Source organism: Allobosea sp. (genome assembly GCF_035999205.1).
Lineage (GTDB): Bacteria > Pseudomonadota > Alphaproteobacteria > Rhizobiales > Beijerinckiaceae > Allobosea.
In genome coordinates this window covers 552,091-578,486 of sequence record NZ_DASYHA010000024.1, presented here as the reverse complement: position 1 = coordinate 578,486, position 26,396 = coordinate 552,091, and the positions used below count along the sequence as shown (strand labels likewise).

The window sequence follows — 26,396 nt, the reverse complement described above, 5'->3', positions numbered from 1 at the left end:
GATCGACTCGCGCACGATCCTCGGCGAGATGGGCGCCGAGCAGCTGCTCGGCCAGGGCGACATGCTCTACATGGCCGGCGGCGGCCGCATCACCCGCGTCCACGGCCCCTTCGTCTCGGATGCCGAGGTCGAGAAGGTCGTCGCCCATCTCAAGACGCAAGGCCGGCCGGAATATCTTGAAGCGGTCACCTCGGAAGAGGAAGGAGGCGCAGCCGAAGGCGAGGACGGGGCGGTCTTCGACAAGAGCGCCATGGGCCAGTCCGAGAGCGATGACCCCTACGAGCAGGCGGTGGCGGTCGTGCTGCGCGACAAGAAGGCCTCGACCTCCTACATCCAGCGCCGGCTCCAGATCGGCTACAACCGCGCCGCCTCGATCATGGAGCGGATGGAGAACGAGGGCATCGTCGGCCCCGCCAACCACGCCGGCAAGCGCGAAATCCTCGTCGAAACCGGGCGCGCCCGGGAAGACGAGGAGTGAGGGGCACAGCCTTGCTGGGTTCCGACGGACCCGGTCCGTCATCCCGGACAAGCTGCGAAGCAGCGCAGCTCCGGGATCGGCCGTGGAGCTCCAAAGGCCTCCGATGGATCCCGGGGCAGGCCCGGGATGACGCGATGTTCGCGTGCGAGATCAGCAGCCCTATCGGCGTGTCAGGTCTCCAAGTAGTCACATCGAAGGCGACTTGATCGCCTCGGCCGGTGCGCGGATGGCATTGGTAGTCGACTCGCCGACATCCTCTATCGAGCGGCCGACTTCGCCGACCTTGTCGTGGAAGTTGCGCCGCGTATTCGGATCAATCACGGCGATCGGCGCCGCGACCGCCAGACCCGCGGCCGTGCCGACGGCGGCGGCCGCACTGCCGGTGACCTGCATCAGGCGCTCGCCGACGCCAACGCGGGAATCCGTGATCGGCTGGCCTTCGACGAGCCGCGTACCGATCAGCTTCACCACCTCGGGGCTTTCGGCGAACTTGCCGTGGTTCAGCTTGTCGCCGGTACGCAGCTTGCTGAGGTTCAGGACCGTGATCTTCGCGGCCTCGAGCTTCGACTTGTAGGGTTCGGCGTCCGGATCGATCGCGCCAAGCCTCGCCGTGCTGCCCCAGACCCGGCGCGAGACCGCCAGCGCCCGGTCGTCGGTCGAGACGAACAGGGTGAAATTCGGCCGCCGGCCTTCCATCTCCTGGATCTGCGACCAGAACACATCGATATCGACGTCGGGCGATGCCAGCATGACATTGGCGATCTTGGGCGGGATCTGCCGGTTGCGGATCGACATCTGCCGCAGCGCCTCCAGCGTCACCCAGTTGCCCATGGAATGGGCGAGGATGGAGACTTCGCCGACGGCCGGGTCCTTCGCCAGGGCCTGGAGCAGGCTTTCGAGGGCGTGGCGCGAATAGTTGGCGCTCTCGCGATCATAGCCATAGCCGAAGAGCGAGCCCTGCGAGGGCCAGGTGAACAGCACCGGCACCGTCGGGGCGCCGGAATCATGGACGATCTGGGCGAAGCGGTAGACCGCATCCTCGAAGCGGTTGTTGAAGCCGTGCACGAAGACCATCACGCGGCGCTTCGGAACCTTGGCGACGGCGCTGTGCAGCTTGGCCAGCGCCTCGGGCCGGTCAAGCTTGTCGACCTTGAGCGTCACGAAATCGGTGGCGGGGTCGCCGGGCAGGCGGCTCGGCCACTGCACCTCGCCAACCTTGCGCCTGTCTGCCGGCGGCAGCGATACGGTGATTTCGGCGAAGGAGGACGGGCCGCGCTCGCCCGAGAACAGCACGCCTTGATCAGGGTCGGCGGAGCGCGTCGTCGCGACCAGCATGGTCACCTTGTCAGTTCCAGGCGCGCCATGAGGGACCGGCGTGAGCACGCCGCGAACGTCGCCCGCGCAGCCGGCGAGGCCTAGCCCGATGGCGATCAGGGCCGCAGGAGCGAAGCGGGACCGATGGGCCATGTGGGGCGAGAGAGTGGGGCTTGATCCACCGGGGCGCGACGGCAGAGGCAGGCTGCCGGACAGGCCGAACGCAAACAACATGACAAGCCCCGAGCACCCGTGACGCAAACGCCAGCAAAGCCTGCTCGTGCGACATGACTGCGTCAAGAACGACGGGCGGTTTCTTGCGGACTGTTGCAGATCGGTAAATGTTGGGGCCGAGGCACTGCCGCCGATGCTGTCGGGAGGCTGCTTTGTTGCGGCTCGTCTCCTGCGCCAGGCGTGCCGGGGCATGCCCCCGGCGCGTGATGTGTTGGCCGCGTTATTGCGTAGATTGGCATTGCTGGCAGAAGCGCCGGCATCAAAGGCAATGGCTTGGGACGTGTCGAGAATGGCCTATGACGTGATCATCGTCGGGATCGGGGGCATGGGAAGTGCCGCGGCCTGGCAGCTGGCCCGGCGCGGCCTCAAGGTTCTCGGCCTTGAGCGCTTCGACATCCCGCACAATATGGGCTCGTCGCACGGCATCAGCCGGATCATCCGCATGCCCTATTACGAGGATCCGGCCTATGTGCCGCTGCTGCGGCGCGCCTATGAGCTCTGGGACGAGATCGAGCAGGCGACCGGCGAGGAGCTCCTCGTCATCACCGGCTCGATCGACGCCAGCCCGGAAGACGACCAACTCTTCCAGGGCGCCCTGAACTCCGCCCGCCTGCACGATCTGCCTCATGAGGTCTTGACCGGCGACGAGATCAACGCACGCTGGCCGGGCTATCGGCTGCCATCCTCGCATCGCGGCGTCTTCCAGGCGCGTGGCGGCTTGATTGCGAGCGAGCGGGCGATCGTGGCGCATGTCCGCGCTGCGCAGGAGCATGGGGCGGAAATCCATGCCCGCGAAGCCGTGCTTGGCTGGGAGGCGAGGCCTGGGGGCGATGGCGTCGTCGTCACGACCGACCGCGGCCGCTACGAGGCCGCCCGGCTGGTGCTGGCGGCCGGTGCCTGGATCGGCGATCTGGAACCGTCGTTGCGGCCGGTCGCGGTGCCGGAGCGCCAGGTGCTGGCCTGGCTGCAGCCGCAGAAGCCCGAACTCTTCGCCCGCGATCGCTTCCCGGTGTTCAACCTGCAGGTCGAGGAGGGACGCTATTACGGCTTTCCGATCTACGAGGTGCCGGGCTTCAAGTTCGGGCGCTATCACCATCGTGGCGAGACCAGCAGCGCCGATGAGGTCAGGCGCGAGCCCGATGCCGAGGATGAGCGGCTGCTGCGGGCATTCAGCCAGCGCTATTTCCCGGAGGGCAGCGGCGCGACCATGGCGCTGCGCAGCTGCATGTTCACGAACACGCCGGACGAGCACTTCATCCTCGACCGCCATCCCGCCCATCCGCAGGTCGTGCTCGTCTCGCCCTGCTCCGGGCATGGCTACAAATTCTGTAGCGTGATCGGGGAAATCATCGCCGATCTCGCCAGTGGCGACGGCTCGACGCGGCACGATATCGGCTTCCTCGGCCTGTCGCGGGCGGCGCTGGCGGCCCATCATGCATGATGGCTTTGCTTCCGCGCCGCGCGGTGGCCTGCGGCTAGGCATCGACATCGGCGGGACCTTCACCGATTTCGCCCTCGTGGACTCCGGCGGTCGCCGTCTTGGCGTCCACAAGCAGCTGACGACGCCGCGCGACCCTTCACAGGCCGTGCTGGAAGGCACGCTTGCGATCTGCAAGGCCGCCGGCTGCGCCCCGTCCGATCTCGTCGAGATCGTCCACGGCACGACGCTGGTCACCAACGCCTTGATCGAGCGCCGCGGCGACCGCACCGGCATGCTGGTGACCGAGGGCTTCCGCGATCTCTTCGATATCGGCCGCGAGCAGCGCTACGACCTGTTCGACCTGCGGCTCCGCTATGCCGAGCCGATCGTCGAGCGCGGGCTGCGCGCCGAGATCCCCGAGCGCCTGAAGCATGACGGTTCCGTGCTCGTGCCGCTCGACGAGGCGACCGTCGCCGCGCAGACGCGCCGCCTGGTCGAGGAGGAGCGAATCGAGGCGCTGGCGATCTGTTTTCTGCACGCCCATGTCGACGACCGCCATGAGCGCCGCGCCCGCGAGATCGCAAAGGCGCTCTATCCGGTGCTGCACATCTCCCATTCGGCCGATGTCTTCCCCTATCCGCGCGAATTCGAGCGCTGGACCACGACCTGCGCCAATGCCTATTCCCAGCCGCTGGTCGACCGCTATCTGTCTCGGCTCGAAACGGGGCTGGCGGAAGGAGGCTTCCGGGGGCGCCTCTGGATCATGGCCTCGAGCGGCGGCCTGATGGGTCTCGACATGGCCCGGCGCTATCCGGTGAAGCTGCTGGAATCGGGCCCCGCCGCCGGCGTGCTCGTCGCGGCCCGGATCGGCACGGCCGTGGCCGGCGGCGACCTGCTCTCATTCGATCTCGGTGGCACGACGGCGAAGGGCGCGCTCGTGCGCAAGGGCAGGCCGTTCCGCGCCTATGCCTTCGAGGCGGCGCACGCCTACGAGTACTGCAGCGGCAGCGGGCTGCCGCTGCAGATCCCCGTCCTCGACATGACCGAGATCGGCACCGGCGGTGGCAGCCTCGTCGCGCCTGACGCCCTTGGCCGGCTCAGGGTCGGCCCGCGCAGCGCGGGTGCCGAGCCCGGCCCGGTCTCCTATGGCCGTGGCGGCCAGACAGCGACGCTGACAGATGCCAATCTCCTGCTTGGCTATCTCCATCCCGACAGCTTCCTCGGCGGCACGATGACGCTCGATCGCGACGGCGCGGGCCGCGCCTATCGCGAGCAGGTCGGCGGGCCGCTCGGCGTCGATGCGTTGCGCGGCGCCTGGGGCGCGCATGACATGGCCAATGAGGACATCGCGCGCGCCTTCCGCATGCACGCAACCGAACGGGGCTTCGACTATCGCGGTTGCGCCATGGTCGCCTTCGGCGGTGGCGGGCCGCTCCATGCGGCGCGGATCGCGCGCAAGCTGCGCGTGCCGCGCGTGATCTTCCCGCGTGGCGCCGGCGTGATGTCCGCCTTCGGGATGCTGTCCGGCGCACAGGCCTTCGAGACGGTGCGGGCCTTCCGGCGCGGTCTGGACGCGGTCGAGGAAGGCGAACTGCGGACCCTGATCGCCGATCTCGACACGGAGGCCGCGGCGCCGTTGGGCTCGTCCGGCGCCACGCACTGGCACCGGCGTTTCGACATGCGCTATCGCGGACAGCACTATGACATCGAGGTCGAGCTTGCCGACGGATGCGAGAATGTGCGCGAGGCGCTGCGAACGGCCTTCACCCAGCGCTATCGCGAGATCTTCCACACCAATCTGGCCGAGCCGGTCGAGATCGTTGGCTGCAAGGTCGAGGCGAGCGCGGCCGCGCCACTCCACTTCTCGACCAGCCCCGAGGGTGTCGATGATAGAGGCGAGGCCGTAATCGGCTCGCGGCCTGCCTACTTCCCGGCGGCGGGCGGTCTTGTCGATTGTGCGGTCCTCCTGCGCGCGCGCTTGCGACCGGGAATGAGCGTTGCAGGGCCGGCGCTGATCGAGGAGCCGGAATCCACGACGCTGCTCGATGCCGGCGATCGCGCCACCGTCGCCGACGATATGAGCCTCGTTGCGGAGATCGCGACCCCATGACGACCAGCATGCCCCGGCGCGGTCTCGATCCGATCGACCTCGCCATCGCCTGGGACCGGCTGGTCTCGATCACCGACGAGGGCGCTGCGGCGCTGATCCGCACCTCCTTCTCGATGCTGGTGCGCGAGGGCTTCGACCTCTCGGTGATGATCTTCGACACGCATGGCTGCCTGATCGCCCAGAGCCGCAAATGCATCCCGGTCTTCATCGGCACGGCGCCCGTGACGATGGCGCATATGCTGGCGAAGTTCCCGCCGCAGACGCTGGCGCCGGGCGACATCGTCGCTTCCAATGATCCGGTCATCGGCACCGGGCACATGTTCGACCTTGCCCTGATGAAGCCGATCTTCCGCGGAGGACGCATCGTTGCCTATGCGATGAGCATCACCCATCTGCCGGATATCGGCGGCATGGGCTTCTCGGCCGCGGCGACCGAGATCTATCACGAGGGCCTGCGGCTCCCGATCTGGAAGCTTTTCGCCGGCGGCAAGCGCGACGAGACGCTTGTCGAACTGATCAAGCTCAATGTGCGTGTCCCGGAGCAGGTGCTGGGCGACATCATGGCGAGCGTCAGCTGCCTGGAGGTCGTCGACCGCCAACTCGGCGAGTTTCTCGCCGAAGCTGGACTTGCCGATGTCGACGAGATCGCTGCCTCGATCATCGACCAGACCGAGGCGGCCGTCAGGGCCGCACTCGTCGAGATTCCCGATGGGGTCTACGGCAACGAGGTCGAGGTCGAAGCCTTCGGCGATGTCCGAAGGCTCGTCTGCCGGATTGACAAGCGCGGCGGCGCGGTGGCGATCGACTTCGCTGGAACCGGGCCCTGCGTCGCGGCCGGCATCAATGTGCCGATGCCCTATACGCGCTCGATGGCGCTCTACACGTTGAAATGCATCACCGCGCCGAAGCTGCCCAACAATGACGGCGCGACCGTGCCGATCTCGATCAGCGCGCCACCCGGCTGCCTGCTCAACGCGCAGCCGCCAGCTCCCTCGGCCGGACGGCATGTCATCGGCCATTTCATTCCGCCGCTGATCTTCGGCGCGCTGGCGGAGGTCGTGCCGCAGCGGGTCATGGCCGGCAGCGGGCTGATCGACTTCATCACCTTGCAGGGCCGCCGGCCGGACGGTTCCGGCATGAGCACGACCTTCTGCGCGGCGGGTGGCTTCGGTGCGCTGAGCGATCTCGACGGCCAGCCGACCACGCCGGGCTCCTCCAATATGGGCGGCATGTCGGCGGAACTGTTCGAGCCCGAAAGTGGCCTCGTCGTAGAGCGTAAGGTGCTGAGGCCGGATTCGGGCGGTGCCGGAGCCTATCGCGGCGGCCCCGGCCAGGAGATCGTGCTGCGCAACGACAGCCTCTATCCGGTCAGCGTCTTCTCCATGGCCAACCGCACCCAGTTTCCTGCGCAGGGCTTCGCTGGTGGAGAGCCGGGCGCCTGCCGCGAGCATCTCGTCAATGGCGAGACGATCTCGCCGCAAGGGCGGCACGAACTCGCGCCGGGCGACAGGCTGACTCTGCGCGAGGCCGGCGGCGCCGGCTTCGGCCACCCCGGGGAGCGTTCGGCCAGAAAGATCGAGGACGATTTGCGTCGGGGTTTTGCGACGCCCGAAGGCGTCACGCGCGCCTATGGCGCCGACTGGAAGCAAAGGGGAGCCTGAGCAAGCGCCCGTTCGCGCTCAGTAGATCGTCAGTGCCGGCACATAGCTCATCAGCAGCAGGACCAGCATGGCGACGCCGAAGAAGGACCAGAGCTCCTTCGTCGTTTCGCCGAGCGTGGTGCGCGCGATCGAGGTCGAGATGAACAGTGTCGTCCCGATCGGCGGCGTATAGAGCCCGATCCCGAGATTGAGCACCATGATGATGCCGAGCTGCACCGGATCGAGCCCGATCGTCGCGGCAAGCGGCACGAATATCGGCCCGAGCAGCAGGATCGCGGGTGGCAGGTCGATCGGCATGCCGACGAGCAGCAGCAGCACGTTCATCGCGAGGATGACCAGGAAGGGATTGGAGATCGTGGCGCCGACCCATTCGGCGAAACGCTGCGGCACCTGGTCGAAAGTCAGGATCCAGCCGACGATGGCCGAGCCCATGATGACGAGCATGACCACGCCTGTCGCGACGCCGGCCTCGACCATGCTGGCCCGGAAGCGCGCCCAGCTCATGTCGCGGTAGAGCATGAGGCTGAGGACCAGCGCATAGAGCACGGCGAGCACCGCGATCTCGGTCGGCGTGGCAATGCCCAGGCGCAGGCCGAGCAGGATGATCACCGGCATCAGCAGCGCCGGCATGCTGCGCCAGGCGAGGCGCGCCAGTTCGCGCTTGCCGACCGGTGCCTCGGCCGAGACATAGCCGCGCTTGCGGGCGATGTAGTTGCACAGCAGCACGAAGCCGCCGGCCATCATCAGCCCGGGCAGGATCCCCGCCGTGAACAGGTCGGCGATCGAAACGTTGCTGACCAGGGAGTACAGGATCAGCGGGATCGAGGGCGGGATCAGGATGTCGATGATCGCCGAGGTCGCGTTGTTGGCGGCGCAGAGCGGGGCGGGGTAGCCCTGCCGCTTCTGCCAGGGGATCAGAACCGATCCGAGTGCGCTCGCATTCGCCACCGCGCTGCCCGAGACGCCGCCGAACACGACCGAGGCGACGACCGTGGTCGAGAGCGGACCGCCGCGCCAGCGCTGCATGGCCTTGGAGGCGAAGGCGAGCAACTCCGAGCCGAGCTTGCCCCCGAGCATCAGCGAGCCCGCCAGCATGAAGAACGGTAGGGCCAGCATCGGGAAGGACTGGGTCTGCTGGTACATCTGTTGGGCGATGATGGTCAGCGGCAATTGCCCCTGCCAGGCGAGCGTGACGCCTGCCGCCACGATCAGCGCATGGCCGACGGGGATGGCGAGCAGCATCAGGACGGTGAAGGCGGCGACGAGAACCAGGCTCAAGAGATCTGCTCCTCGGGACCTGGGATCGGCATGGCTTCGGGGCCGATCAGTGCGACGCGGATGGCGAGAGTCAGCGTGGTCAGGATGATCAGCACCGTGCCGATGCCGAGCGCATAGTAGCCATAGCTCGAGGGCAGCCCGAGCACCGGCGAACGGTCGATTGCCATGATCTCGGCGAGCCCGAAGATCTCCACGCCGAGCACGACATAGGACACGATGACGATGGCGTGGCCGACGAGCAGGAGCAGGCGCGCGCCGTTGCGGCCGAGCATGGCGAGCACGGTTTCGACGGCCATATGCCCACCCTTCTGCACGGCGAGCGCGACGCCCGCCATGATGAAAACCGGGAAGAGACGTTCCGGCAACTCCTGCGCGAAGCGGAAGCCGCCGGAATCGAGCGCGTAGCGCGCCACGACATTGCTCGTCAGCAGCGCGAGCAGCGCGCAGCCGATGAGAAGCACGACACCCTCGCAGAAGCGCGCGACCAGCCAGTCGACGCGCTCGCTCAGCGCCAGCAACGTGGTGCGCGCGCTTTCGCTCATCGCGATCAGGCCTTGGCTGACTTGGCGAGACGGTCGACGAAATCTCCGAAGGGCTTGGCCTTCCAGGCATCGACGACCGAGGCGGACGCCTCGCGGAAGGCTGCCTGGTCGGCCTGGTTCACCTCGACCTTGGGATTGGCCTTGAAGTCCGCCGCGAGCTTCGTCTCGGTGTCGAGGAAGAGCTTGCGCTGCAGCTCGCCGGCTTCCTTGGCCGCCGTCTTGACGATCTCGCGGTCGGCCGCCGGCAGGCGCGCCCAGGTGATCTGCGACATCAGGAAGGGCGAACATTCCCATTTATGCGCCGAGAGCGAGATGTACTTGTTCACCTCGAAGATCTTGGAGGAGTGGATGTTGACCAGCGGGTTCTCCTGCCCGTCGACCACGCCCTGCTGCAGTGCGATATAGAGCTCGCCGAAGGAGATCTGCTCGGTCGCGGCACCCAGCGTCTTGAAGATGTCGATCGTCATCGGATCGGGCGGGGTGCGGATCTTCAGACCCTTGAGGTCGGCGGGCTTGGCGATCGGCCGCTTGCTGTTGGTGATGTGGCGGATGCCGTTGTCCCACCAGCCGAGCGGCACCATGCCGATCTTGGCGAAACGCTGATCGAGCTCGCTGCCGATCGGCCCTTCCAGCACCTTGAAGGCGGCGGCGCTGTCGGCGAACAGGAAGGGCAGACCGAGCGCGGCAAGCTCCGGCAGCAGCGCCGAGGTCGAGCCCTGGCTGTTGACGGTCATGTCGACGGCGCCGGTGCGCAGGCTGGTCAGCAACGACTGCTCGTTGCCGAGCTGCTCGGCGCCGGCGACGCGCACGGTCATGCGGCCTTGGCTGCGTTCCTTGACCAGATCGCCGAACTTGTCGGCAGCGATCCAGCGCGGATTGCCGGCTGCGGCGTTGTGGCCGAGAGTCATGTTGACGGCGGCCAGGCTGCCGCGCGGAAAGCTCAGTACGGCCGGGGCCGCGACGGCCCCTAACAGGATATGGCGGCGGTTGATGATCATGGTCGTTCTCCCCGGATGAGCCGCCCGTTGCTCGGGCTGGCATGTTGTGCTCGCAGTCGTTCGATCAGGCCGAGAGCCACCCCTTGATGCTCGTGGTCATAGCCTCGGTGGAAATGCCGTAACGGTCGTGCAGGGTCGGCAGCGCCCCGGCATCGAGGAAGGCGTCGGGCAGGGCGATCTGGCGGAAGGCCGGAGGCTGGATGCCGGAGCGCAGCAGTTCGCCGGCCACCGCCTCGCCGAGGCCGCCGACGACGGTGTGGTTTTCCGCCACGATCACCATGCGGCCGGTCTTGGCGCATTCGCGTCGGATCGTCTCGACGTCGAGCGGCTTGATCGTCGGCACATGCAGCACGGCGACGTCGACCTTGTCCTGTTCCAGCCGTGTCGCCGTCTCCAGGGCGCGCATGGTCATGAGGCCTGACGAGATGACCAGCACGTCGCTTCCGTCCCGGAGGACCTTGGCCTTGCCGAGCTCGAACTTGTAGCCGTACTCGTCCAGCACGAGCGGGACATTGCCGCGCAGCAGCCGCATATAGACCGGGCCCTGATGGGCTGCGATCGCCGGGACGGCCTGCTCGATCTCATGAGCGTCGCAGGGGTCGACGATGGTGAGCTGCGGCATGCCCCGGAAGATCGCGATGTCCTCGGTCGCCTGGTGGCTGGGGCCGTAGCCTGTGGTCAGGCCGGGCAGGGCGCAGACGATCTTGACGTTGAGGTTTTCCTCCGCGATCGCCATGAAGATGAAGTCATAGGCGCGCCGCGAGGCGAAGACCGCATAGGTCGTCGCAAAGGGCGTGAAGCCCTCGCGTGCCAATCCGGCCGCCGCCGAGATCATCACCTGCTCGGCCATCCCCATCTGGTAGAAGCGATCGGGGTAAGCCTTTGCGAAGACGTGCAGATCCGTATATTTGCTCAGGTCCGCGGTCAGCCCGAGCACGTCGGGCCGCGTCTTGCCGAGCTCGACCAGCGCATGCCCGAACGGCGCCGGTTTCGTCCGCTGGTCCGGGCCCGCGATCGAGGCGATCATCGCCGAGGTCTTGAGCCGCGCGCCGCCAGCCGCCAGGTTGTCGAGATGGGCGGGGCGTTCGTATTTGGACCGCCTCATGCCGGCCTCCCTTCGTCGAGAATGGCGAGCGCCTTGTCCCATTCATCGGGCTCGACACGCAGGAAGTGGTTGCGCTCGCGCTCCTCGAGGAAGGGCACGCCCTTGGCCATCTTCGTGTCGCAGATGATGATGCGGGGGTTCGCCACGCTCGAATGCCGCGCCGCATCGAAGGCGGCGACGAGGGCAGCTACGTCGTTGCCGTTCACGCGCTGGACATGCCAGCCGAAGGCCTCGAACTTCGGCACCAGCGGCTCGAAGTTCATCATCTGGGTCGAGGGCCCGTCGGCCTGCATGTTGTTGACGTCGACGATGCCGATCAGGTTGTCGAGCTTGTGGGTGCTGGCCGCCATCGCCGCCTCCCAGGTCGAGCCCTCGTCGAGCTCGCCATCGGAGAACAGGTTGTAGACGAAGCTCTTCGAGCGCTTGCGCTTCAGGCCCATCGCCATGCCGACCGCGATGCCGAGCCCATGGCCGAGCGAGCCGCCGGTGATCTCCATCCCCGGCGTATAGGCGGCCATGCCGGACATCGGCAGCCGGGAATCGTCGCCGCCGTAGGTCTCCAGCTCGTCGTCGGGCAGGACACCGGCCTCGATCAAGGCCGAATAGAGCGCGATGGCGTAATGGCCGATCGAGAGCAGGAACCGGTCGCGTCCCTCCCATTCCGGCTCATGCGGGCGGTAGCGCAGTGCATGGAAATAGGACACCGCCAGCACGTCGGCGATGCCGAGCGCCTGGGCGATGTAGCCCTGGCCCTGGACTTCGCCCATACGCAATGCATTGCGGCGGATGCGCCAGGCCCGCTCGGCGAGCGAGACGTTGGGGATCGCGTGCGCAGCCGCTTCAACCGATCCTTGCTTAGCCATGGATCAGCATGCCTCCGTTGACGTCGATCACTGCGCCCGTGACGTATTGCGACAGGTCCGAGGCCAGGAAGAGATAGATCCCGGCGACATCCTCGGCCGTCCCGAGCCGCCCGAGTGGGATGCCCTTGGCGATCTCGACCTTCATCTCGTCGGTCAGCATGCCGCCGGTGATGTCGGTCTGGATCAGGCCCGGCGTGACACAGTTGACGCGGATACCGTCGGGGCCGAGTTCGCGAGCCATCGCCTTGGCCAGGCCGAGCACGCCGGCTTTCGCCGCAGAATAATGAGGGCCGCCGAAGATGCCGCCGCCGCGCTGGGCCGAGACCGAGGACATGCAGGCGATCGCCCCGGCCCTGCGGCTGCGGAAATGCGGGATGAAGGCCTGGCTGAGATTGAGGACGCCGCGCAGGTTGACGTCGAGGATGCGCTCCCAGCTCGCGGCGTCGATCTCCATGATCTTCACCGGCTGGGTGATGCCGGCATTGTTGATCAGGATGTCGAGCTGGCCGAAGCGCCCGAGCACGGCCTGCGCCGCCGCCTCGCAGGAGGCGCGGCCGGTGACGTCGCAGCCGGCGGCGAAATGGCTCTGGGCTTGTCCCGTGGCGGGAAGCGTCGCCGCGGCGGCATGGGCGGCCTTTTCGTCGATGTCGAGAATGGCGACGCTGGCGCCGTGGTCGGCAAAAAGCCTCGCCGTGGCCAGCCCGATGCCGCGCGCGCTGGCCGCCCCCGAGATGGCGGCGACCTTACCTTTGAGAAGCATCCAGTCCTCCCAGACCGAATTATCGTTGTTCGTTGGGGCCAGTGTTCGGCGGAAGCGGGCAGGGGGACAAGCGGCTTGTTCTCATCCATAGGTGAATTTGGTTCATCTATATTGGTTTGTGCCTCGGAGGCGGGGCATTCCGTATCGCCACATGGCCTCGGCCAGGGAATTGTTTGGACTCGCTTGGCGACTCCGGACGCGTAGCTGGCTGCGGGCGTCGCTTTACAGCGCTGCATGAATTCGCTTCATTCCTCGCATGCTGGCTCATGTCTCACTTCCGGCCGTGCGCGCCTTCGAGGCGGCAGCGCGCCGGGGTTCGTTCCGCGCCGCGGCGGCGGAGCTCAACCTCTCGCCGAGCGCGGTCAGCCACGCCATCGTTAAGCTCGAGAAGGCGCTCGGCGTGGCGCTGTTCGAGCGGAATGGGCGCAGCGTGGCGCTGACGATCAACGGCGAGACGCTGATGCATCACGTGCGCAACGCGTTCGATGAGCTTCGCCGGGGGCTGGAGTCGATCTCGGCGCAGGGGCCGCAATTGCTGCGCGTGCATTCGGCACCGAGTTTCGCCGCGGCCTGGCTGACGCCGCGGCTGCCGGTTTTCCTGGCGCAGCATCCCGGCATCGAACTCCGGCTCGCCGCCGGTACCGACTACACGCGCTTCACCAGCGATGATTTCGACGTCGACATCGTTTACGGACCGGTTCGGGGCGATGGGCTGGCGACGATCGACCTGCCGCAGGAGACCGTGACGCCCCTCTGCACGCCGGCGCTGGCCGACACGATCGCAACCCCGGCCGATCTGCTGCGGGCCAACCTGATCCACAGCGACAACAAGCAGGTGCGCTGGAACCACTGGTTTCAGGTCAACGGGATGTCGGCCCCGGCGCCGCAGGGCATCCGCTTCGACCGCAGCTTCCTCGCGCTCGCCGCAGCATCCGACGGCCTGGGGGTTGCGCTCGAATCAACCATGCTGGCTGAGCGCGAGATTCTTGCCGGCCGACGCGTGGCCCCCCTGGCGGGGCTGGCGCGGGATGTCCGTTACGTCGGACATCGCATCGTCCTGCCGAGCTTCAACCAGCAGCGGCGCATCGTGCGCTCCTTCGTCGAATGGCTGCAGGGCTCGTTCGAGGTGAAGGATTTCGAGACGAAGACTTGATCGACGCCGAGCGCGCAGGGCGATCGGCGTCGGTGTCAGGGCTCAGACGAGGGCCTGGACCTGAATTTCGACGAGGATGTCCTCGGCAGCCAGGCGCGATTCGACCATTGCCCGCGCCGGGGGCTGCGTCTGGTCGACCCAGCCTTCCCAGGCGGCATTCATCTCGCTGAAGGTCGCAATGTCCTTGAGCCAGATGTTGGCGACGGCGATGCGGGTCTTGTCCGTGCCGGCGAGCTTCAGGTAGCCGTCGATCTGCGCGAGAATGTCGGCGGTCTGCTCCTTGACGCCGCCGCTGCGGTCCTTGGCGGTCAGGCCCGAGAGGAAGGCGAACCCGTTGGCGACGAGCACCTTGCTCAGCCGTCCGGTGACTTCGTGGCGTGTGATCATGATCTTTCCTCAGGGTTGGTCAGGGCAGGGCAAAAAGACGGGCGATCCGCGGTGCTCAGGCTGTGAGCATGAGATCGGCCGCGCGCTCGCCTACCATCATGGCGGGAGCGTTGGTATTGCCGGAGGGGATCGTCGGGAAGATCGAGGCGTCCGCGATCCGCAGTCCTTCGATGCCATGCACCTTCAGGCGCGCATCGACCACGGAATCGGCCGGATCCTGGCCCATGCGGCAGGTGCCGCAAGGATGGAACACCGAATAGGCCTGTTGCCGGATGGATTCGAGCAGGCCGGCGTCGTCGATGCATTGCGCGCCGGGTTTGATTTCGCTCTCGATCAGGGCGGAGAAGGTCGGGGTCGCGGCCAGACGGCGCAGGAATTTCGCCCCGGCCAGGATGTCCCGGACGTCGCGCGGGTCGGAGAGGTAGTTGGGCGCGATTTCCGGCGCTAGCCGAGGATCGGGCGAGCGGATCGTGACATGGCCGCGGCTATGTGGCCGGCACGGCGAGACGCTGGTGCTGAAGCCCGGAAAGGGATCGGGCTTCATCAGGGCCCGCACGCCGGGCAGGGCCCGCTCATAGCTCAGCGGCGAGAAATACAGCTGCATGTCCGGACGGTCGAATTCCGGCCGGGTTCGCATGTAGCCGCCGCCCTGGTTGACGCTGAGCGAAAGCGGGCCGCGACGGTGCAGCAGATACGACAACGCCATGTTGACCCGGCCGGTCCAGGACAGGAGGTCGTCGTTCAGGCTCGGTTGCCGCGAGCGATAGACATGATCGTAGCAGAGATGGTCCTGCAGGTTCTGGCCGACGGCCGGCAGCGCCTGCACTGTCGCGATGCCGTGCCGCGCAAGAACCTCCGGAGAGCCGATGCCGGAGAGCTGCAGGAGCTGGGGAGAATTGATCGCACCTGCCGAAACGACGATCTCGCCGGTGGTGCGATAGCTGACCGGCCGGCCGTCGCGCCAACCGTCGATGCCAATGGCGCGCCGGCCCTCGAACAGGATGCGCGAGACGAGCACGCCGGTTTCGACTTTGACGCGCCCGGCCTTGCGGGCCGGATGGAGATAGGCCCGCGCCGCCGATTCACGCAGCCCGCCGCGCGTGGTGATCTGATAGATGCCGGCGCCCTCGCAGCTTTCGCCGTTTAGGTCGGGATTGAAGGGCAGGCCGGCTTCCTGCGCAGCCTTGACGAAGAGCGGCGTCAGGGGGTGCACGGTCCGCGAGATGTCCTCGACATGCAATGGGCCGCCAGCGCCATGCCAGGCAGATTCGCCCAGCGCGTGGTCCTCCATGCGGCGATAGGTGGCGAGCACGTCGGACCAGCCCCAGCCCGGATTGCCCATGCGCTCCCAGTCGTCGAAATCCTCGGGCTGGCCGCGCATATAGACCATCGCGTTGATCGCGCTCGAACCTCCGACGACCTTGCCGCGCGGCTGGTAGATCTCGCGCCCGGCGAGCCCATCTTGCTTTTCCGTCCGGTACATCCAGTTCAGGCGCGGATGGTAGAAGGTCTTGCCGTAGCCGATCGGCAGATGCAGCCAGGGGTTCAGGTCTCGCGGCCCGGCCTCCAGCACCAGGATGCGGCCGCGCCCGGCGAGCGCAAGCCGCCCGGCCAGGGCGCAGCCGGCCGAGCCTGCGCCGATGACGATGACGTCCCATTCCTGCAAGACGGACTCCCTGCCGGGTCGCGGTGTTGTCGAGCATCAAGGCTCTAGGGTGGATTGGGCTTGCGGCTAAGGGCCATTCTGTTCGAGTGACCAGTCCAATCAGGCAGCAGGCTCAGCCCACTGCGAGGTCGTCGATCGCCTGCCGCAGACCTAGGACGCCCGCCTGGATCTGCGCCGGCGTGAAGCCGCTGAAGCCGAGGACGAGGCCGTCGCGCCCGACCGGCTCCAGGCCGAAGCGGCTGATCGGGGCGACCGTGATGCCGCGCCTTGCAGCTGCCTGCGTCACCGCGACGGCTTCTATGCCGTCGCGAAGAAAGGCGACGGTGTGCATGCCCGTATGGGTCGGCACGACGTCGAGATCTCCGGCAAGATGCTCGCCCGCCGCCTCGATCAGGGCCTGATGCCGTTCCTGGTAGAGCTTGCGCATGCGCCGGACATGGGTGGCGAAATGGCCCTCGACGATGAAGTCTGCGACGATGCCCTGCAGAGCCGTCGGCACGCCCGGCGAATAGGCGTCGAGGCAGATGCCGATCTGCTCGGCGAGTTGCGGCGGAGCGACGAGGAAGCCGAGGCGCAGCGACGGAAACAGCGTTTTCGAGAACGTCCCGACATAGATCACCCGGCCGCTCAGATCGATGCTGGTCAGCGTCGCCATCGGCGCGCCCTGGAAGCAGAACTCGCCATCCCAGTCATCCTCGATGATCCAGGCGGAGCTGGCCTGCGCCGCCTCCAGCAAGGCGAGGCGCCGCTCCAGGCTCATCTTGGCTCCGAGCGGCTGCTGATGGGCGGGCGTGACGAAGGCGAGCTTGAAATCGGGAGCGCGCTTCAGGCCCTCATCGACGACGAGGCCGGCCTCGTCGACCGGCACCGGCACGATGTCGGCACCCGAAAGGATCAGGCTGTTGCGCGCGCCGATCGCTCCGGGATTCTCGAACCAGACCTTGTCGCCCGGATTGATCAGTGTCGCGGCCAGGAGCTGGAACGCCTGCTGCGCTCCGGCGACGATGAAGATCTGCTGCCATTCGCAGGCGATGCCGCGGTTGAGCCGAAGATGGGCGGCGATCGCCTGCCGTAGCACCGCTTCGCCATGGGGATCGGGATAGCCCAGCACCTGATGACGCGACTTGCGCCAGTGCCGGCCTGACAGCTTGGCCCATTGCGCCATCGGGAAGGCGTCGAAGGCGGGCATCGCCGTGGTGAAGGCGCGCGGCTGGTGAGGCAGGCGCGCGCCGAACAGCTTCGAGGCGGTGTCCATCGCCTGCGCCAGCCTGACCGTGGCCGTGGGCACGGCGACGGCCGCAGCCGCCGGTGCAGGCCGCTCGCTCGCCAGCGCCTGGCTGACATAAGTGCCGGCCCCGACCCGCGTTTCGACCAGCCCTTCCGCGGCCAGCCGCTCGAAGCTCTCGACGATGGTGGTGCGGGCGACGCCGAACTCCTGCGCCAGCGTGCGCGTCGCCGGCAACCGCTCGCCGACCTTGAGCGCCCCGCTCAGGATCAGCTCGCGCAGGCCGACGCAGATCTGGACGCTGAGACCGTGGGGCCCATCGCGGTCCAGCACGATCGACTGCAGCAGGACGCCTTCCTCGCGCTTGACCATCCACTCTCCCCAATCTCGGCAATTGGACTGCTGCTTTCGTCAGAATGGACCTTGGGTTCAGACCAATTCAAGCCCCCTCTCAGCGCCATCCCGGGCCTCGCAATCGCGCAGGGTGGCGGTGACGGAGTTGGCGGCGGCTACCATGAGGATCACTCGGCTCGAGAGCTTCACGACGCAGGATGTCGGCTTCGTGCGTGCAACATGTGAGGATGACAGCCAGGGCTGGGGTCAGTTCTCGCCTTACAATGCCGACATCACGGCGACAGTGTTCCACCGTCAGGTCGCACGCTGGGCGATCGGCGAGGATGCCCTGGCGATCGACGAGCTCGTCGCGACCATCGGCGAGCGCGAGCACAAGTTTCCGGGCTCCTATCTCTGCCGCGCCCTGACCGGTCTCGACACGGCGTTGTGGGACTGGCGCGGGCGCAAGGAGCGCAAGAGTGTCTGCGAACTGCTAGGCGGCACGCCGCGGCCTTTCCCGGTCTATGCATCCAGCATGAAGCGCGGCGAAATCACGCCGGAGGCGGAAGCGGAGCGTCTTGCCCGCCTTCGCGACGCCCATGGCTACCGCGCCTTCAAGTTCCGCGTCGGACGTGAATGCGGCCGCGACCAGGACGAATGGCCGGGTCGTACCGATGCGATCGTGCCGCAGGTCCGCGCCGCGCTGGGCGACGAGGCGACGCTACTGGTCGATGCCAACAGCGGCTATTCGCCTGCCAAGGCGATCGCGGTCGGCCGCATGCTGCAGGACCACGGCATCGTGCATTTCGAGGAGCCCTGTCCGTACTGGGAGCATGCCTGGACGCGGGAAGTCCGCGAGGCGCTCGACCTCGATGTTACCGGCGGCGAACAGGACTGCGATCTCGCCGTCTGGCGCGCAATGATCGATCGCCGCGTCGTCGACGTGGTCCAGCCGGACATCTGCTACATCGGCGGCGTTGGACGGATGCTGACCGTCGCGCGCTGGGCCGCCGAGGCCGGCCTGCCGGTGACGCCGCATTCGGCCAACCAGTCGCTGGTGACCGTCTTCACGCTGCATGTCATGGGCGCGCTCGCCAATGCTGGCCCCTATGTCGAGTTTTCGATCGAGGGGCCGGACTACTATCCCTGGGAGCAGGGGCTGCTGCGCAACCCGCCCAAGGCCAGGGACGGGATGGTCGCGATCCCCTCCGAACCCGGCTGGGGCGTCGAGATCGAGCCGTCCTGGCTCGAGCGGGCCGAGTATCGCGTCACCGAGGTTTCGGCGTGATCTTCGAGCGGGCTGGCCTGATCGACGAAGCGCGACGGAGCGGGACGCTGGCCGGCTTGCCGCACGGCCATTTCATCGGCGGTCGCTCCGTTCCCTCGGCTTCGGGCGAGGAGATGGAGAGCTTCGATCCCGGTCGCGGCGTTGCCTTCGCCCGAGTCGCGGCAGGCAAGGCAGAGGATGTCGGGCGGGCGGTGGCGGCGGCACGGGCGGCGCTTTCCGGCCCCTGGTCGCGCCTGACGCCCGCGGCCCGTGGCGAGATCCTGATGCGGGCGAGCCATCTGCTGCGTGAGCGCGCCGCACGTTTCGCCGTGGTCGAGACGCTCGATTCAGGCAAGCTCCTCGCCGAAGCCGAGGGCGATGTCGCCGGCGTCGTCCGCTGCTTTGCCTATTATGCCGGTGCCGTCGACAAGCTGCACGGCGACAGCGTGCCGCTCGGCCCCGACTATGTCGGTGTCACGATCGAGGAGCCGGTCGGCGTCGTCGCTCAGATCGTGCCGTGGAACTATCCGCTTTCGACTGCCGCGCGCGGCATCGCGCCGGCGCTCGCCGCAGGCTGCACGCTCGTCGTCAAGCCGGCCGAGCAGACGCCCTTCACCACGCTGATGCTGGCGGAGCTGTTGCATGAAGCCGGCCTGCCCGAGGGCGTGCTCAATGTCGTTGCCGGCACCGGTGCGGAAGCGGGCGCGGCGCTCGTCGCCCATCCTGGCATCGATCACATCACCTTCACCGGCTCGGTTCCGACCGGCCAGCACGTGATGCGCGCTGCGGCCGAACATGTGACGCGCCTCCAACTCGAACTCGGCGGCAAGTCGCCAGTCGCGGTCATGGCCGATTGTGACATCGAGAGCGCGGTCGAGGGTGTGATCGGCGCGATCTACGAGAATGCCGGCCAGATCTGCTCGGCCGGGTCGCGCCTGATCCTGGAGACTACCATCGCGGAAGACGTGCTCGGCCGGCTCGTCGCACGGGTCGAGGCGATGACCCTCGGCCACGGGCTGAGCGGCGCGGCGATCGGGCCGATCAACTCGCCGCAGCAGCTCGCGCGCGTCGCCGCGCATGTCGGGCGGGCGCGCGATGCGGGCAACCGTATCCTCACCGGCGGCGCCATCGCTCCTCCGGAGGCCTGTGGTGGCGGCTGGTTCTACCGTCCGACGATCATCCTCGCGCGCGGTCCGGACGATCCGCTGGTGCAGGAGGAGATCTTTGGTCCGGTTCTGACCGTGCAGGTCGTCGCGGATCTGGAGGAGGCGATCGCCGTCGCCAATGCGACCTCCTACGCGCTGGTCGCCGGCATCTACACGCGCGACCACGCCAAGGCCTGGCGCTTCGCCCGGGCCGTCGATGCGGGGCAGGTCTACATCAACGAGTTCTTCGCCGGCGGTGTCGCCATGCCCTTCGGCGGCAACCGCAATTCGGGCTTCGGCCGTGCCAAGGGCATGGCGGGCTTGCGCAGCTACTGCAAGCTCAAGAGTGTGATTGCACGGCTGTGAATCGGCCGGGGGGAAACGACGGAATGTCGAGCGAGCTGTTCGCCGCCGATTTCAAGGCGGCGCCGTACTGGTGGGACGGGGTGCCGCGGCCCGAATTGCCGCTCTCGGAGCCGCCGGGGCAAGCCGATGTCGTGATTATCGGATCCGGCTATACCGGCCTGCATGCGGCGCTTCAGATCGCGCGCGCCGGGCGCAGCACGGTGGTGCTCGATGCGGAAGCCGCGGGCTTCGGCTGCAGCACCCGCAATGGCGGCCAGATTTCGACCAGCATTAAGCCAGGCCTCGCTGAGCTGACGCGGCGGCACGGCGAGGCGAGGGCCGTCGCGATCCTGCGCGAGGGGCGGCGTTCGCTCAAATGGATCGGCGAGTTCGTCCGCGACGAGGGGATCGACTGCGATTTCGGTGTGGTCGGGCGCTTCCACGCGGCGCATTCGCCCGGGCAGTATGAGCAGCTGGCGCGACAGGTCGACAACCAGCCCAAGGGGCTCGAGGTCGCCTGCCATGTCGTGCCGCGCTCAGAGCAGCGCAGCGAGATCGGCTCCGACCTCTATCATGGCGGCGCGATCTATGCCGAGCATGCGTCGATCAACCCGGCGCGCTACCATCAGGGCCTGCTGGAGCGCGTCATCGCCGCCGGCGCGCAACTCGTGCCGTTCTGCCCGGCGACCGCGATCGCGCGCTCGGGACAGGGTTTCCTGGTCGAGACGCCACGTGGGGCGGTCGTGGCCCGCGATGTCGTCGTCGCGACCAACGGCTATACCGGCCCCTTGACGGGCTGGATGCGCCGGCGCGTCATCCCGATCGGCAGCTACATGATCGCGACCGAGGAACTCGATCCGGCGCTGGTCGACCGGCTGATCCCCCGCAACCGCATCGTCAGCGACACCCGCAAGGTGGTCTATTACTACCGCGCTTCTCCCGACCGGCGTCGCATCCTGTTCGGCGGGCGCGTCTCGCTGAGCGAAACCGATCCGCGCCGCAGCGGGCCGATGCTTCATGCCGATCTCGCCGGGATCTTTCCGGAGCTCGCGAAGACGCGGATCAGCCATTCCTGGTGCGGTTTCGTCGCCTATACCTTCGACGAGCTGATGCATGTCGGCCGCCATGACGGCATGCATTACGCGATGGGCTATTGCGGCTCGGGCGTCGGCATGGCGAGCTATCTCGGCATGCGCCTCGGCCAGCAGGTGCTCGGCCTGCCCGAAGGCGCGACCGCCTTCGACGACCTGTCGTTCCAGACGAGGCCTTTCTATAGCGGCAATCCGTGGTTCCTCGCGCCGTCGGTCTTCTACTACCGCTGGCGCGACCGGGTGGCCCGATGATCCACCGGCGATTGGCCTTCCCGAATTATCAGAATGGACCTTATGGGCAGACCAATTCCAACAAACTCTCCACATTGACAGAGGTGGGAGGAGCGCCGGGGCAACCTTGCGGCCACTGATGCGAAAAGTGTCGTTCAGCTCAGGAGACATCACATGCCCCAGCCGATCCTGCCGTCGCGATCGACCCTCGTCCTTCTTCTGAGCCTGGCCGGCGCGATGCCCGCCTTCGCCCAGGAGCTTACCGTCGTGTCCTTTGGCGGCTCGTATCAGGAGGGGCAGAGCAAGGCGCTCTTCGTCCCAGCGGCCAAGAAGCTCGGCATCAAGCTCAAGGAAGAGACGTATAGCGGCATCGCCGATCTGCGCCTCAAGGTGAAGGCCGGGGCGGTAACCTGGGACATCGTCGCTAGCGGCTCCGGCAGCGCGGCCCGCGCCGGCTCCGAGGGCATTCTCGAAAAACTCGACTACAAGGTCATCGACACCTCGAACTTCATCCCCGGAACGGCGCAGGACTTCTGCGTCGGCGGCGACGTGTTCTCGACGGTGCTGGCCTGGAACACCAAGACCTATGGCCAGAACGGGCCACAGAGTTGGGCCGATTTCTGGGACGTCAAGAAGTTCCCCGGCAAGCGCTCCTACCGCAAGGGTGTGGCCGGGGCGCTCGAACCGGCGCTGATGGCCGACGGTGTGCCGCCTGAGAAGGTCTACGAAGTGCTCTCCCAGCCCGGCGGCATCGAGCGCGCGATCAAGAAGATCCGCGAACTCAAGCCGCACATCGCGGTCTGGTGGAGCTCCGGCGCCCAGCACGCCCAGCTCATGAAGGATGGCGAGGTCGACATGATCACCGGCTGGAACGGGCGCTTCGATGTCGCGGCCAAGGACGGCGCCAAGGTCGCCTACACCTTCAACCAGGCGCTGCTCGACTATGATTGCTTCGGTATTGCCAAGGGCGCGCCGAACAAGGATCTGGCGATGAAGTTCCTCGCCGAGATCAGCAAGCCCGAATACCAGGCGGAATTCACCAAGTACATCACCTACGGGCCGACCAACAAGAAGGCCTATGACCTCGGTACGATCGACGCGGCCTATGCCAAGTCCCTGCCGTCCCACCCCGACAACGCCGCCAAGCAGGTCCCGATCGACCTCGACTGGTACACGAAGTTCGAGGCCCAGGCCTCGGCGGCTTACCAGAACATGCTGACCGAATGAGGCAGGTTGCTGATTCCGGCGAGCCGGCGGTGGTGACATCCGAGGGCTCGCCCGCTCCTGCGGTGGGCAAAGCTCTGCCCATCGCCATCAGGCGCCTGAGCAAGGCCTATGGCGCGGTCTCCGTGCTCGACGATGTCGACCTCGATGTCCGGCCCGGAGAGTTCCTGACGCTGCTCGGCCCGTCCGGCTCGGGCAAGACGACCCTGCTCATGGCGATCGCCGGCTTCCTGCGCCCCGACAAGGGCAGCATCCGCTTCGGCGAGCGCGAGGTCGTCCGGCTCGCACCGCACAAGCGCGAGATCGGCATGGTCTTCCAGAACTATGCGCTGTTCCCGCACATGAATGTGGCCCGCAATGTCGGCTTCCCGCTGCGGCTGCGGAAGGTACCGGCCCCCGAAATCGCCAGGCGCGTCGAGGCCGCGCTGGAGATGTTCCAGCTCGGCGGCTATGGCGGCCGCAGCATCACCCAGCTCTCGGGTGGCCAGCGCCAGCGCGTCGCGCTCGCCCGCGCCATCGTTTTCGAGCCGCGCATCATCCTGATGGACGAACCGCTCTCGGCGCTCGACAAGCAGCTCCGCGAGCGCATGCAGATCGAGTTGCGCCAGCTCCATGACCGGCTCGGCACGACCACGGTCTATGTCACGCATGACCAGCGCGAGGCGCTGACGATGTCGGACCGCATCGCGGTTCTGGAGCGCGGTCGGATCGCGCAGATCGATACCTCACGCGCCATCTACGACCGGCCCGGCAGTCGCTTCGTCGCCGAGTTCATCGGAGAGTCCTCCTTTCTGGACGTCTCGGTCGCGGACGGCGTCTGCTGCGCGGCCGGCTCGATCGTCAGGGCACCCAAGACACCGGTCTTGCAGGGACGCTGCGTGATGATGCTGCGACCGGAGCGGCTGCGAATCCTCGACGGCAGCGACACCGAGCCGATGAACCGCTTCGAGGGCAAGGTCCAGAGCGCGATCTACCAGGGCGATACACTGCTCCTGCAAATCCTTCTGAGCGATGGCAGCCCCGTCAGCCTGCGCATGGCGACGCGCGGGGACGATGCGCCACCGCCGGCCGCCGGCTCGCCGATCACCGTCGGTATCGCGGTCAGCGACACGGTCCTTCTCGCCGACGACGGGACGGCGCGGGCATGAGCGCGCCCGCCCTGAGCCTAGCGCGGGATGGTGCCGGCGATTTCCACGCCGCCGCATTGCGCCGCGACCATTGGCGCGAGCGGCTTGGGTTGGCCGCACTGGCTGCGCCGGCCCTCCTGCTTGTCACCGTCATGGTGTTGCTGCCGGTCGGTTGGCTGTTCGGCCTGTCCTTCACTGACGACGCCGGCGCACCGAGTCTTGAGCATTACCGGCGCATGCTGGCCGAGCCCTCCTATGGCCGCACCTTTCGCACCACCTTCGAGATCAGCCTGCTGACCACGGCGATCTGTATCCTGCTCGGCTACCCGCTCGCCTACTTCCTGTCGCAGCTGCCGCGCCGTGCCGCCAATCTCTGCATGATCGCGGTGCTGCTGCCGTTCTGGACCTCGCTCCTGGTACGCACCTATGCCTGGCTCGTGCTGCTCCAGCGCAGCGGGCTGATCAACAGCTGGGGCATCCAGCTCGGTCTCTGGAGCGAGCCGCTGCAGCTCGTCCACAATGTCGGCGGCACGCTGATCGGCATGGTCCACATCATGCTGCCCTTCCTCGTCCTGCCGCTCTACGGCACGATGCGGGCTATCGACCGTGATCTGCTGCGCGCCGCCTCGAGCCTGGGCTCGACGCCCGCCCATGGCTTCTGGACCGTGTTCTTCCCGCTCTCGCTGCCCGGTCTCGCCGCCGGCTCCGCGCTCGTCTTCGTGCTTTGCCTCGGCTTCTACGTGACGCCGGCCATGCTTGGCGGCGGCAAGGTGACGATGGTCTCGAACCGCATCGCCAACGACATCGAACTGTTCTTCAACTGGGGCGCGGCGAGTGCGCTCGGCGTCGTGCTGCTGGTGATCACGCTCGCGGTGCTCGTCCTGGCGGCACGGCTGTCGCGCGGCGCCGGCCTGTTCGGGGGAGGGCATTGAGCATGAACTGGCTCGATCGCCCCGCCAGCGACACGCAGATCACGCATCGCTCGCGGCTGTGGCTCTACGGGCTCGGCGTGCTGGTGCTGGCCTTCCTGGCCCTGCCGACGCTGATCGTGATCCCGATGTCGTTCTCGCACTCCCAGTATCTGGAGTTCCCGCCGCGGCAATGGTCGTTGCGCTGGTACGAGGCCTATTTTTCCTCGGGTGGTTGGATGGCTGCGACCGTGACCTCGCTCAAGGCCGGGCTTTGCACCGCGCTATTGGCGACGCCGGTCGGCACGCTCGCGGCCTATGGGCTGCACGTCTCGCGCATTCGTTTCGCCGGGGTTGCGATCCTGGCTTTGCTGACGCCGACCATCGTCCCGGTCATCCTCGTCGGCATCGCGCTGTTCTACGCCTTCGTGCAGCTCAAGATGGTCAATTCCTTCATGGGCATCGTCCTTGCGCATTCGATCCTGGCGGTCCCGATCGTGATGATGATCGTTGGATCGGCGCTGAAGAGCTTCGATCTCGATCAGGAGCGCGTCGCCCGCAGTCTCGGCGCAACACGGTTGCAGGCCTTCCTGCAGGTGACGATGCCGCAGATCGGCTTCGCGATCGTCACCTCGGCGCTGCTGTCCTTCCTGACGTCCTTCGACGAGGTGGTCGTCTCGCTCTTCGTCTCCGGCGGCGACAACTCGACGTTGACGCGTGCGATGTTCATGGCGCTGCGCGACCAGATTGACCCGACCATCGCGGCGATCTCGACGATCATGATCGTGATCACCTCGCTGCTGCTCGCGATCACGCAGATCTTCGGCAAGCCTGAGAACTAGGCGGCGGTGCTCGCTTGCAGCGCCCGCTTCAGGCCGCGCATCGCAGCCTCGGGCGTGGTCACGACCCGCAGTCCGGTGGCGGCCTCGATCGCCGGCCTCGCGCGGGCGAGCGAGAACTGGCCCAGGATCAGCGTGTCGACGTCCCTCAGCTTTGCCGCGGCCTCGGCCGCAAGCCGGTCGTGGGTCGCGCCGTCGCCTCCCTTGAGCGCCGCGAGGGCCCCATCGACGACGATGCCGGTGACATCGACCGGCTTGCCGGCCATTTCGTTGAGCTCCTGCGTCAGCGAGGGCAGGGAGGGGGCGAAGGTGACGATCAGCCCGATCCGGCCGCCGAGCGCCAAGGCTTCGCTGAAGGCCGACTCGTTGGGCCGAAGCACCGGGATCGGCAGGGCGCGCTTGACCGCGTCGATGGCCGGGCCGAAGGCCGAGCAGGTGAACAGGATCGCCCTGGCGGGCCCGGCGGTCCCCTCGGTCGCAGCCGCATAGCGTCCGAGCGTGAGGAAGCGTTCGGTCATGGCCTGGTCGAGGCTGCCGCGCGCCGCGAGATCGGTGGCGAGCGAGGTGTCGAGCAGGTCGAAGGCCTTGGCCTCAGGCCAGTGCGAGGCGAAGGCCGACCTCGCCGGCAACACGGATTCCTCGAGCGCATGGATGAGCGCGATGCGCGGGGCGTGTGCGATCGTGTCGGTCAT

Annotated in this window: 23 protein-coding genes; 12 read left to right on the top strand and 11 right to left on the bottom strand. The window is 67.2% G+C overall.

Annotated elements, in window-relative coordinates; translation table 11 throughout:
• A partial coding sequence (locus VGN82_RS15440) for a DNA translocase FtsK (protein ID WP_327527902.1) occupies positions 1–478 on the top strand: 478 nt, incomplete at its 5' end.
• A gap of 186 nt (positions 479–664) precedes the next feature.
• Here VGN82_RS15440 and VGN82_RS15435 read toward each other — a convergent pair.
• Positions 665–1,945 (bottom strand): alpha/beta hydrolase, encoded by a 1,281-nt coding sequence (locus tag VGN82_RS15435; protein ID WP_327527901.1) that lies wholly within the window; start codon positions 1,943–1,945, stop codon positions 665–667.
• Positions 1,946–2,315: 370 nt separating this feature from the next.
• On the opposite strand from VGN82_RS15435, the gene solA reads away from it, so the two are divergent.
• From solA to VGN82_RS15420, 3 genes are read left to right on the top strand one after another with little or no spacing between them, the layout of a single operon-like run.
• On the top strand, positions 2,316–3,467 hold the full coding sequence (gene solA / locus VGN82_RS15430) for an N-methyl-L-tryptophan oxidase (protein WP_327527900.1): 1,152 nt from the start codon (positions 2,316–2,318) through the stop codon (positions 3,465–3,467).
• On the top strand, positions 3,460–5,556 hold the full coding sequence (locus VGN82_RS15425; RefSeq protein ID WP_327527899.1) for a hydantoinase/oxoprolinase family protein: 2,097 nt from the start codon (positions 3,460–3,462) through the stop codon (positions 5,554–5,556). The genes solA and VGN82_RS15425 overlap by 8 nt, the downstream gene beginning before the upstream one ends.
• Positions 5,553–7,217, top strand: a complete 1,665-nt coding sequence (locus VGN82_RS15420; protein ID WP_327527898.1) for a hydantoinase B/oxoprolinase family protein — start codon at positions 5,553–5,555, stop codon at positions 7,215–7,217. Before VGN82_RS15425 ends, VGN82_RS15420 begins: the two co-directional genes overlap by 4 nt.
• Positions 7,218–7,235: 18 nt before the next feature.
• Here VGN82_RS15420 and VGN82_RS15415 read toward each other — a convergent pair whose 3' ends face one another.
• From VGN82_RS15415 to VGN82_RS15390, 6 genes are all read right to left on the bottom strand, one after another.
• Complete coding sequence (locus VGN82_RS15415; protein WP_327527897.1) at positions 7,236–8,495, bottom strand: TRAP transporter large permease; 1,260 nt, start codon at positions 8,493–8,495, stop codon at positions 7,236–7,238.
• Positions 8,492–9,037, bottom strand: coding sequence for a TRAP transporter small permease (locus tag VGN82_RS15410; RefSeq protein ID WP_327527896.1), 546 nt, complete (start codon positions 9,035–9,037; stop codon positions 8,492–8,494). Before VGN82_RS15410 ends, VGN82_RS15415 begins: the two co-directional genes overlap by 4 nt.
• Before the next feature lie 5 nt (positions 9,038–9,042).
• Entirely contained in the window at positions 9,043–10,035 is a 993-nt protein-coding gene (locus tag VGN82_RS15405) for a TRAP transporter substrate-binding protein (RefSeq protein WP_327527895.1), read from the bottom strand.
• A 64-nt stretch (positions 10,036–10,099) separates the two neighbouring features.
• Positions 10,100–11,140, bottom strand: coding sequence for a transketolase family protein (locus VGN82_RS15400; protein WP_327527894.1), 1,041 nt, complete (start codon positions 11,138–11,140; stop codon positions 10,100–10,102).
• Positions 11,137–12,003 (bottom strand): transketolase, encoded by an 867-nt coding sequence (locus VGN82_RS15395; protein WP_327527893.1) that lies wholly within the window; start codon positions 12,001–12,003, stop codon positions 11,137–11,139. The genes VGN82_RS15400 and VGN82_RS15395 overlap by 4 nt, the downstream gene beginning before the upstream one ends.
• Positions 11,996–12,763, bottom strand: a complete 768-nt coding sequence (locus tag VGN82_RS15390) for an SDR family NAD(P)-dependent oxidoreductase (protein WP_327527892.1) — start codon at positions 12,761–12,763, stop codon at positions 11,996–11,998. Before VGN82_RS15390 ends, VGN82_RS15395 begins: the two co-directional genes overlap by 8 nt.
• 256 nt (positions 12,764–13,019) lie before the next feature.
• Here VGN82_RS15390 and VGN82_RS15385 point away from each other — a divergent pair, with 256 nt between their 5' ends.
• Positions 13,020–13,916, top strand: a complete 897-nt coding sequence (locus tag VGN82_RS15385; protein ID WP_327527891.1) for a LysR substrate-binding domain-containing protein — start codon at positions 13,020–13,022, stop codon at positions 13,914–13,916.
• 42 nt (positions 13,917–13,958) lie between these two features.
• Here the strand turns inward: VGN82_RS15385 and VGN82_RS15380 are convergent, their stop codons facing one another.
• The 3 genes from VGN82_RS15380 to pdxR form a co-directional block, all read right to left on the bottom strand.
• The gene (locus VGN82_RS15380; RefSeq protein ID WP_327527890.1) at positions 13,959–14,303 is read right to left on the bottom strand and encodes a RidA family protein; all 345 of its coding nucleotides are present in this window, start codon (positions 14,301–14,303) and stop codon (positions 13,959–13,961) included.
• A gap of 55 nt (positions 14,304–14,358) precedes the next feature.
• A complete protein-coding gene (locus VGN82_RS15375) occupies positions 14,359–15,969 on the bottom strand; it encodes a GMC family oxidoreductase (RefSeq protein ID WP_327527889.1) in 1,611 nt (536 codons plus the stop codon).
• A 112-nt stretch (positions 15,970–16,081) separates the two neighbouring features.
• Positions 16,082–17,566: a MocR-like pyridoxine biosynthesis transcription factor PdxR gene (gene pdxR, locus VGN82_RS15370; protein ID WP_327527888.1), complete on the bottom strand. Its 1,485-nt coding sequence runs from the start codon at positions 17,564–17,566 to the stop codon at positions 16,082–16,084.
• Between the two features lie 142 nt (positions 17,567–17,708).
• Between pdxR and VGN82_RS15365 the strand changes: the two genes are divergently transcribed.
• The 7 genes from VGN82_RS15365 (at position 17,709) to VGN82_RS15335 (ending at position 25,707) form a co-directional block, all read left to right on the top strand.
• The gene (locus VGN82_RS15365) at positions 17,709–18,815 is read left to right on the top strand and encodes a mandelate racemase/muconate lactonizing enzyme family protein (RefSeq protein WP_327527887.1); all 1,107 of its coding nucleotides are present in this window, start codon (positions 17,709–17,711) and stop codon (positions 18,813–18,815) included.
• Positions 18,812–20,305 (top strand): aldehyde dehydrogenase family protein, encoded by a 1,494-nt coding sequence (locus tag VGN82_RS15360; protein WP_327527886.1) that lies wholly within the window; start codon positions 18,812–18,814, stop codon positions 20,303–20,305. Before VGN82_RS15365 ends, VGN82_RS15360 begins: the two co-directional genes overlap by 4 nt.
• A gap of 23 nt (positions 20,306–20,328) precedes the next feature.
• Positions 20,329–21,627 (top strand): NAD(P)/FAD-dependent oxidoreductase, encoded by a 1,299-nt coding sequence (locus tag VGN82_RS15355; protein WP_327527885.1) that lies wholly within the window; start codon positions 20,329–20,331, stop codon positions 21,625–21,627.
• A 153-nt stretch (positions 21,628–21,780) separates the two neighbouring features.
• Positions 21,781–22,833 carry an ABC transporter substrate-binding protein gene (locus VGN82_RS15350; protein WP_327527884.1) on the top strand — a complete coding sequence of 351 codons (1,053 nt, stop codon included), beginning with the start codon at positions 21,781–21,783 and terminating at the stop codon, positions 22,831–22,833.
• Complete coding sequence (locus VGN82_RS15345; RefSeq protein ID WP_327527883.1) at positions 22,830–23,978, top strand: ABC transporter ATP-binding protein; 1,149 nt, start codon at positions 22,830–22,832, stop codon at positions 23,976–23,978. The genes VGN82_RS15350 and VGN82_RS15345 overlap by 4 nt, the downstream gene beginning before the upstream one ends.
• Positions 23,975–24,889 carry an ABC transporter permease gene (locus VGN82_RS15340; RefSeq protein WP_327527882.1) on the top strand — a complete coding sequence of 305 codons (915 nt, stop codon included), beginning with the start codon at positions 23,975–23,977 and terminating at the stop codon, positions 24,887–24,889. The genes VGN82_RS15345 and VGN82_RS15340 overlap by 4 nt, the downstream gene beginning before the upstream one ends.
• 2 nt (positions 24,890–24,891) lie before the next feature.
• The gene (locus tag VGN82_RS15335; protein WP_327527881.1) at positions 24,892–25,707 is read left to right on the top strand and encodes an ABC transporter permease; all 816 of its coding nucleotides are present in this window, start codon (positions 24,892–24,894) and stop codon (positions 25,705–25,707) included.
• Here the strand turns inward: VGN82_RS15335 and VGN82_RS15330 are convergent.
• Positions 25,704–26,396, bottom strand: a complete 693-nt coding sequence (locus tag VGN82_RS15330) for an aspartate/glutamate racemase family protein (protein ID WP_327527880.1) — start codon at positions 26,394–26,396, stop codon at positions 25,704–25,706. The genes VGN82_RS15335 and VGN82_RS15330 overlap by 4 nt on opposite strands.

Excerpts from the sequence above, each read along its gene's own strand:
- VGN82_RS15435 (WP_327527901.1), bottom strand. The coding sequence starts at position 1,945 with ATGGCCCATCGGTCCCGCTTCGCTCCTGCGGCCCTGATCGCCATCGGG.
- solA (WP_327527900.1), top strand. The coding sequence starts at position 2,316 with ATGGCCTATGACGTGATCATCGTCGGGATCGGGGGCATGGGAAGTGCC.
- VGN82_RS15425 (WP_327527899.1), top strand. The coding sequence starts at position 3,460 with ATGCATGATGGCTTTGCTTCCGCGCCGCGCGGTGGCCTGCGGCTAGGC.
- VGN82_RS15420 (WP_327527898.1), top strand. The coding sequence starts at position 5,553 with ATGACGACCAGCATGCCCCGGCGCGGTCTCGATCCGATCGACCTCGCC.
- VGN82_RS15410 (WP_327527896.1), bottom strand. The coding sequence starts at position 9,037 with ATGAGCGAAAGCGCGCGCACCACGTTGCTGGCGCTGAGCGAGCGCGTC.
- VGN82_RS15405 (WP_327527895.1), bottom strand. The coding sequence starts at position 10,035 with ATGATCATCAACCGCCGCCATATCCTGTTAGGGGCCGTCGCGGCCCCG.
- VGN82_RS15400 (WP_327527894.1), bottom strand. The coding sequence starts at position 11,140 with ATGAGGCGGTCCAAATACGAACGCCCCGCCCATCTCGACAACCTGGCG.
- VGN82_RS15395 (WP_327527893.1), bottom strand. The coding sequence starts at position 12,003 with ATGGCTAAGCAAGGATCGGTTGAAGCGGCTGCGCACGCGATCCCCAAC.
- VGN82_RS15390 (WP_327527892.1), bottom strand. The coding sequence starts at position 12,763 with ATGCTTCTCAAAGGTAAGGTCGCCGCCATCTCGGGGGCGGCCAGCGCG.
- VGN82_RS15385 (WP_327527891.1), top strand. The coding sequence starts at position 13,020 with ATGCTGGCTCATGTCTCACTTCCGGCCGTGCGCGCCTTCGAGGCGGCA.
- VGN82_RS15380 (WP_327527890.1), bottom strand. The coding sequence starts at position 14,303 with ATGATCACACGCCACGAAGTCACCGGACGGCTGAGCAAGGTGCTCGTC.
- pdxR (WP_327527888.1), bottom strand. The coding sequence starts at position 17,566 with ATGGTCAAGCGCGAGGAAGGCGTCCTGCTGCAGTCGATCGTGCTGGAC.
- VGN82_RS15365 (WP_327527887.1), top strand. The coding sequence starts at position 17,709 with ATGAGGATCACTCGGCTCGAGAGCTTCACGACGCAGGATGTCGGCTTC.
- VGN82_RS15355 (WP_327527885.1), top strand. The coding sequence starts at position 20,329 with ATGTCGAGCGAGCTGTTCGCCGCCGATTTCAAGGCGGCGCCGTACTGG.
- VGN82_RS15350 (WP_327527884.1), top strand. The coding sequence starts at position 21,781 with ATGCCCCAGCCGATCCTGCCGTCGCGATCGACCCTCGTCCTTCTTCTG.
- VGN82_RS15345 (WP_327527883.1), top strand. The coding sequence starts at position 22,830 with ATGAGGCAGGTTGCTGATTCCGGCGAGCCGGCGGTGGTGACATCCGAG.
- VGN82_RS15340 (WP_327527882.1), top strand. The coding sequence starts at position 23,975 with ATGAGCGCGCCCGCCCTGAGCCTAGCGCGGGATGGTGCCGGCGATTTC.
- VGN82_RS15335 (WP_327527881.1), top strand. The coding sequence starts at position 24,892 with ATGAACTGGCTCGATCGCCCCGCCAGCGACACGCAGATCACGCATCGC.
- VGN82_RS15330 (WP_327527880.1), bottom strand. The coding sequence starts at position 26,396 with ATGACCGACACGATCGCACACGCCCCGCGCATCGCGCTCATCCATGCG.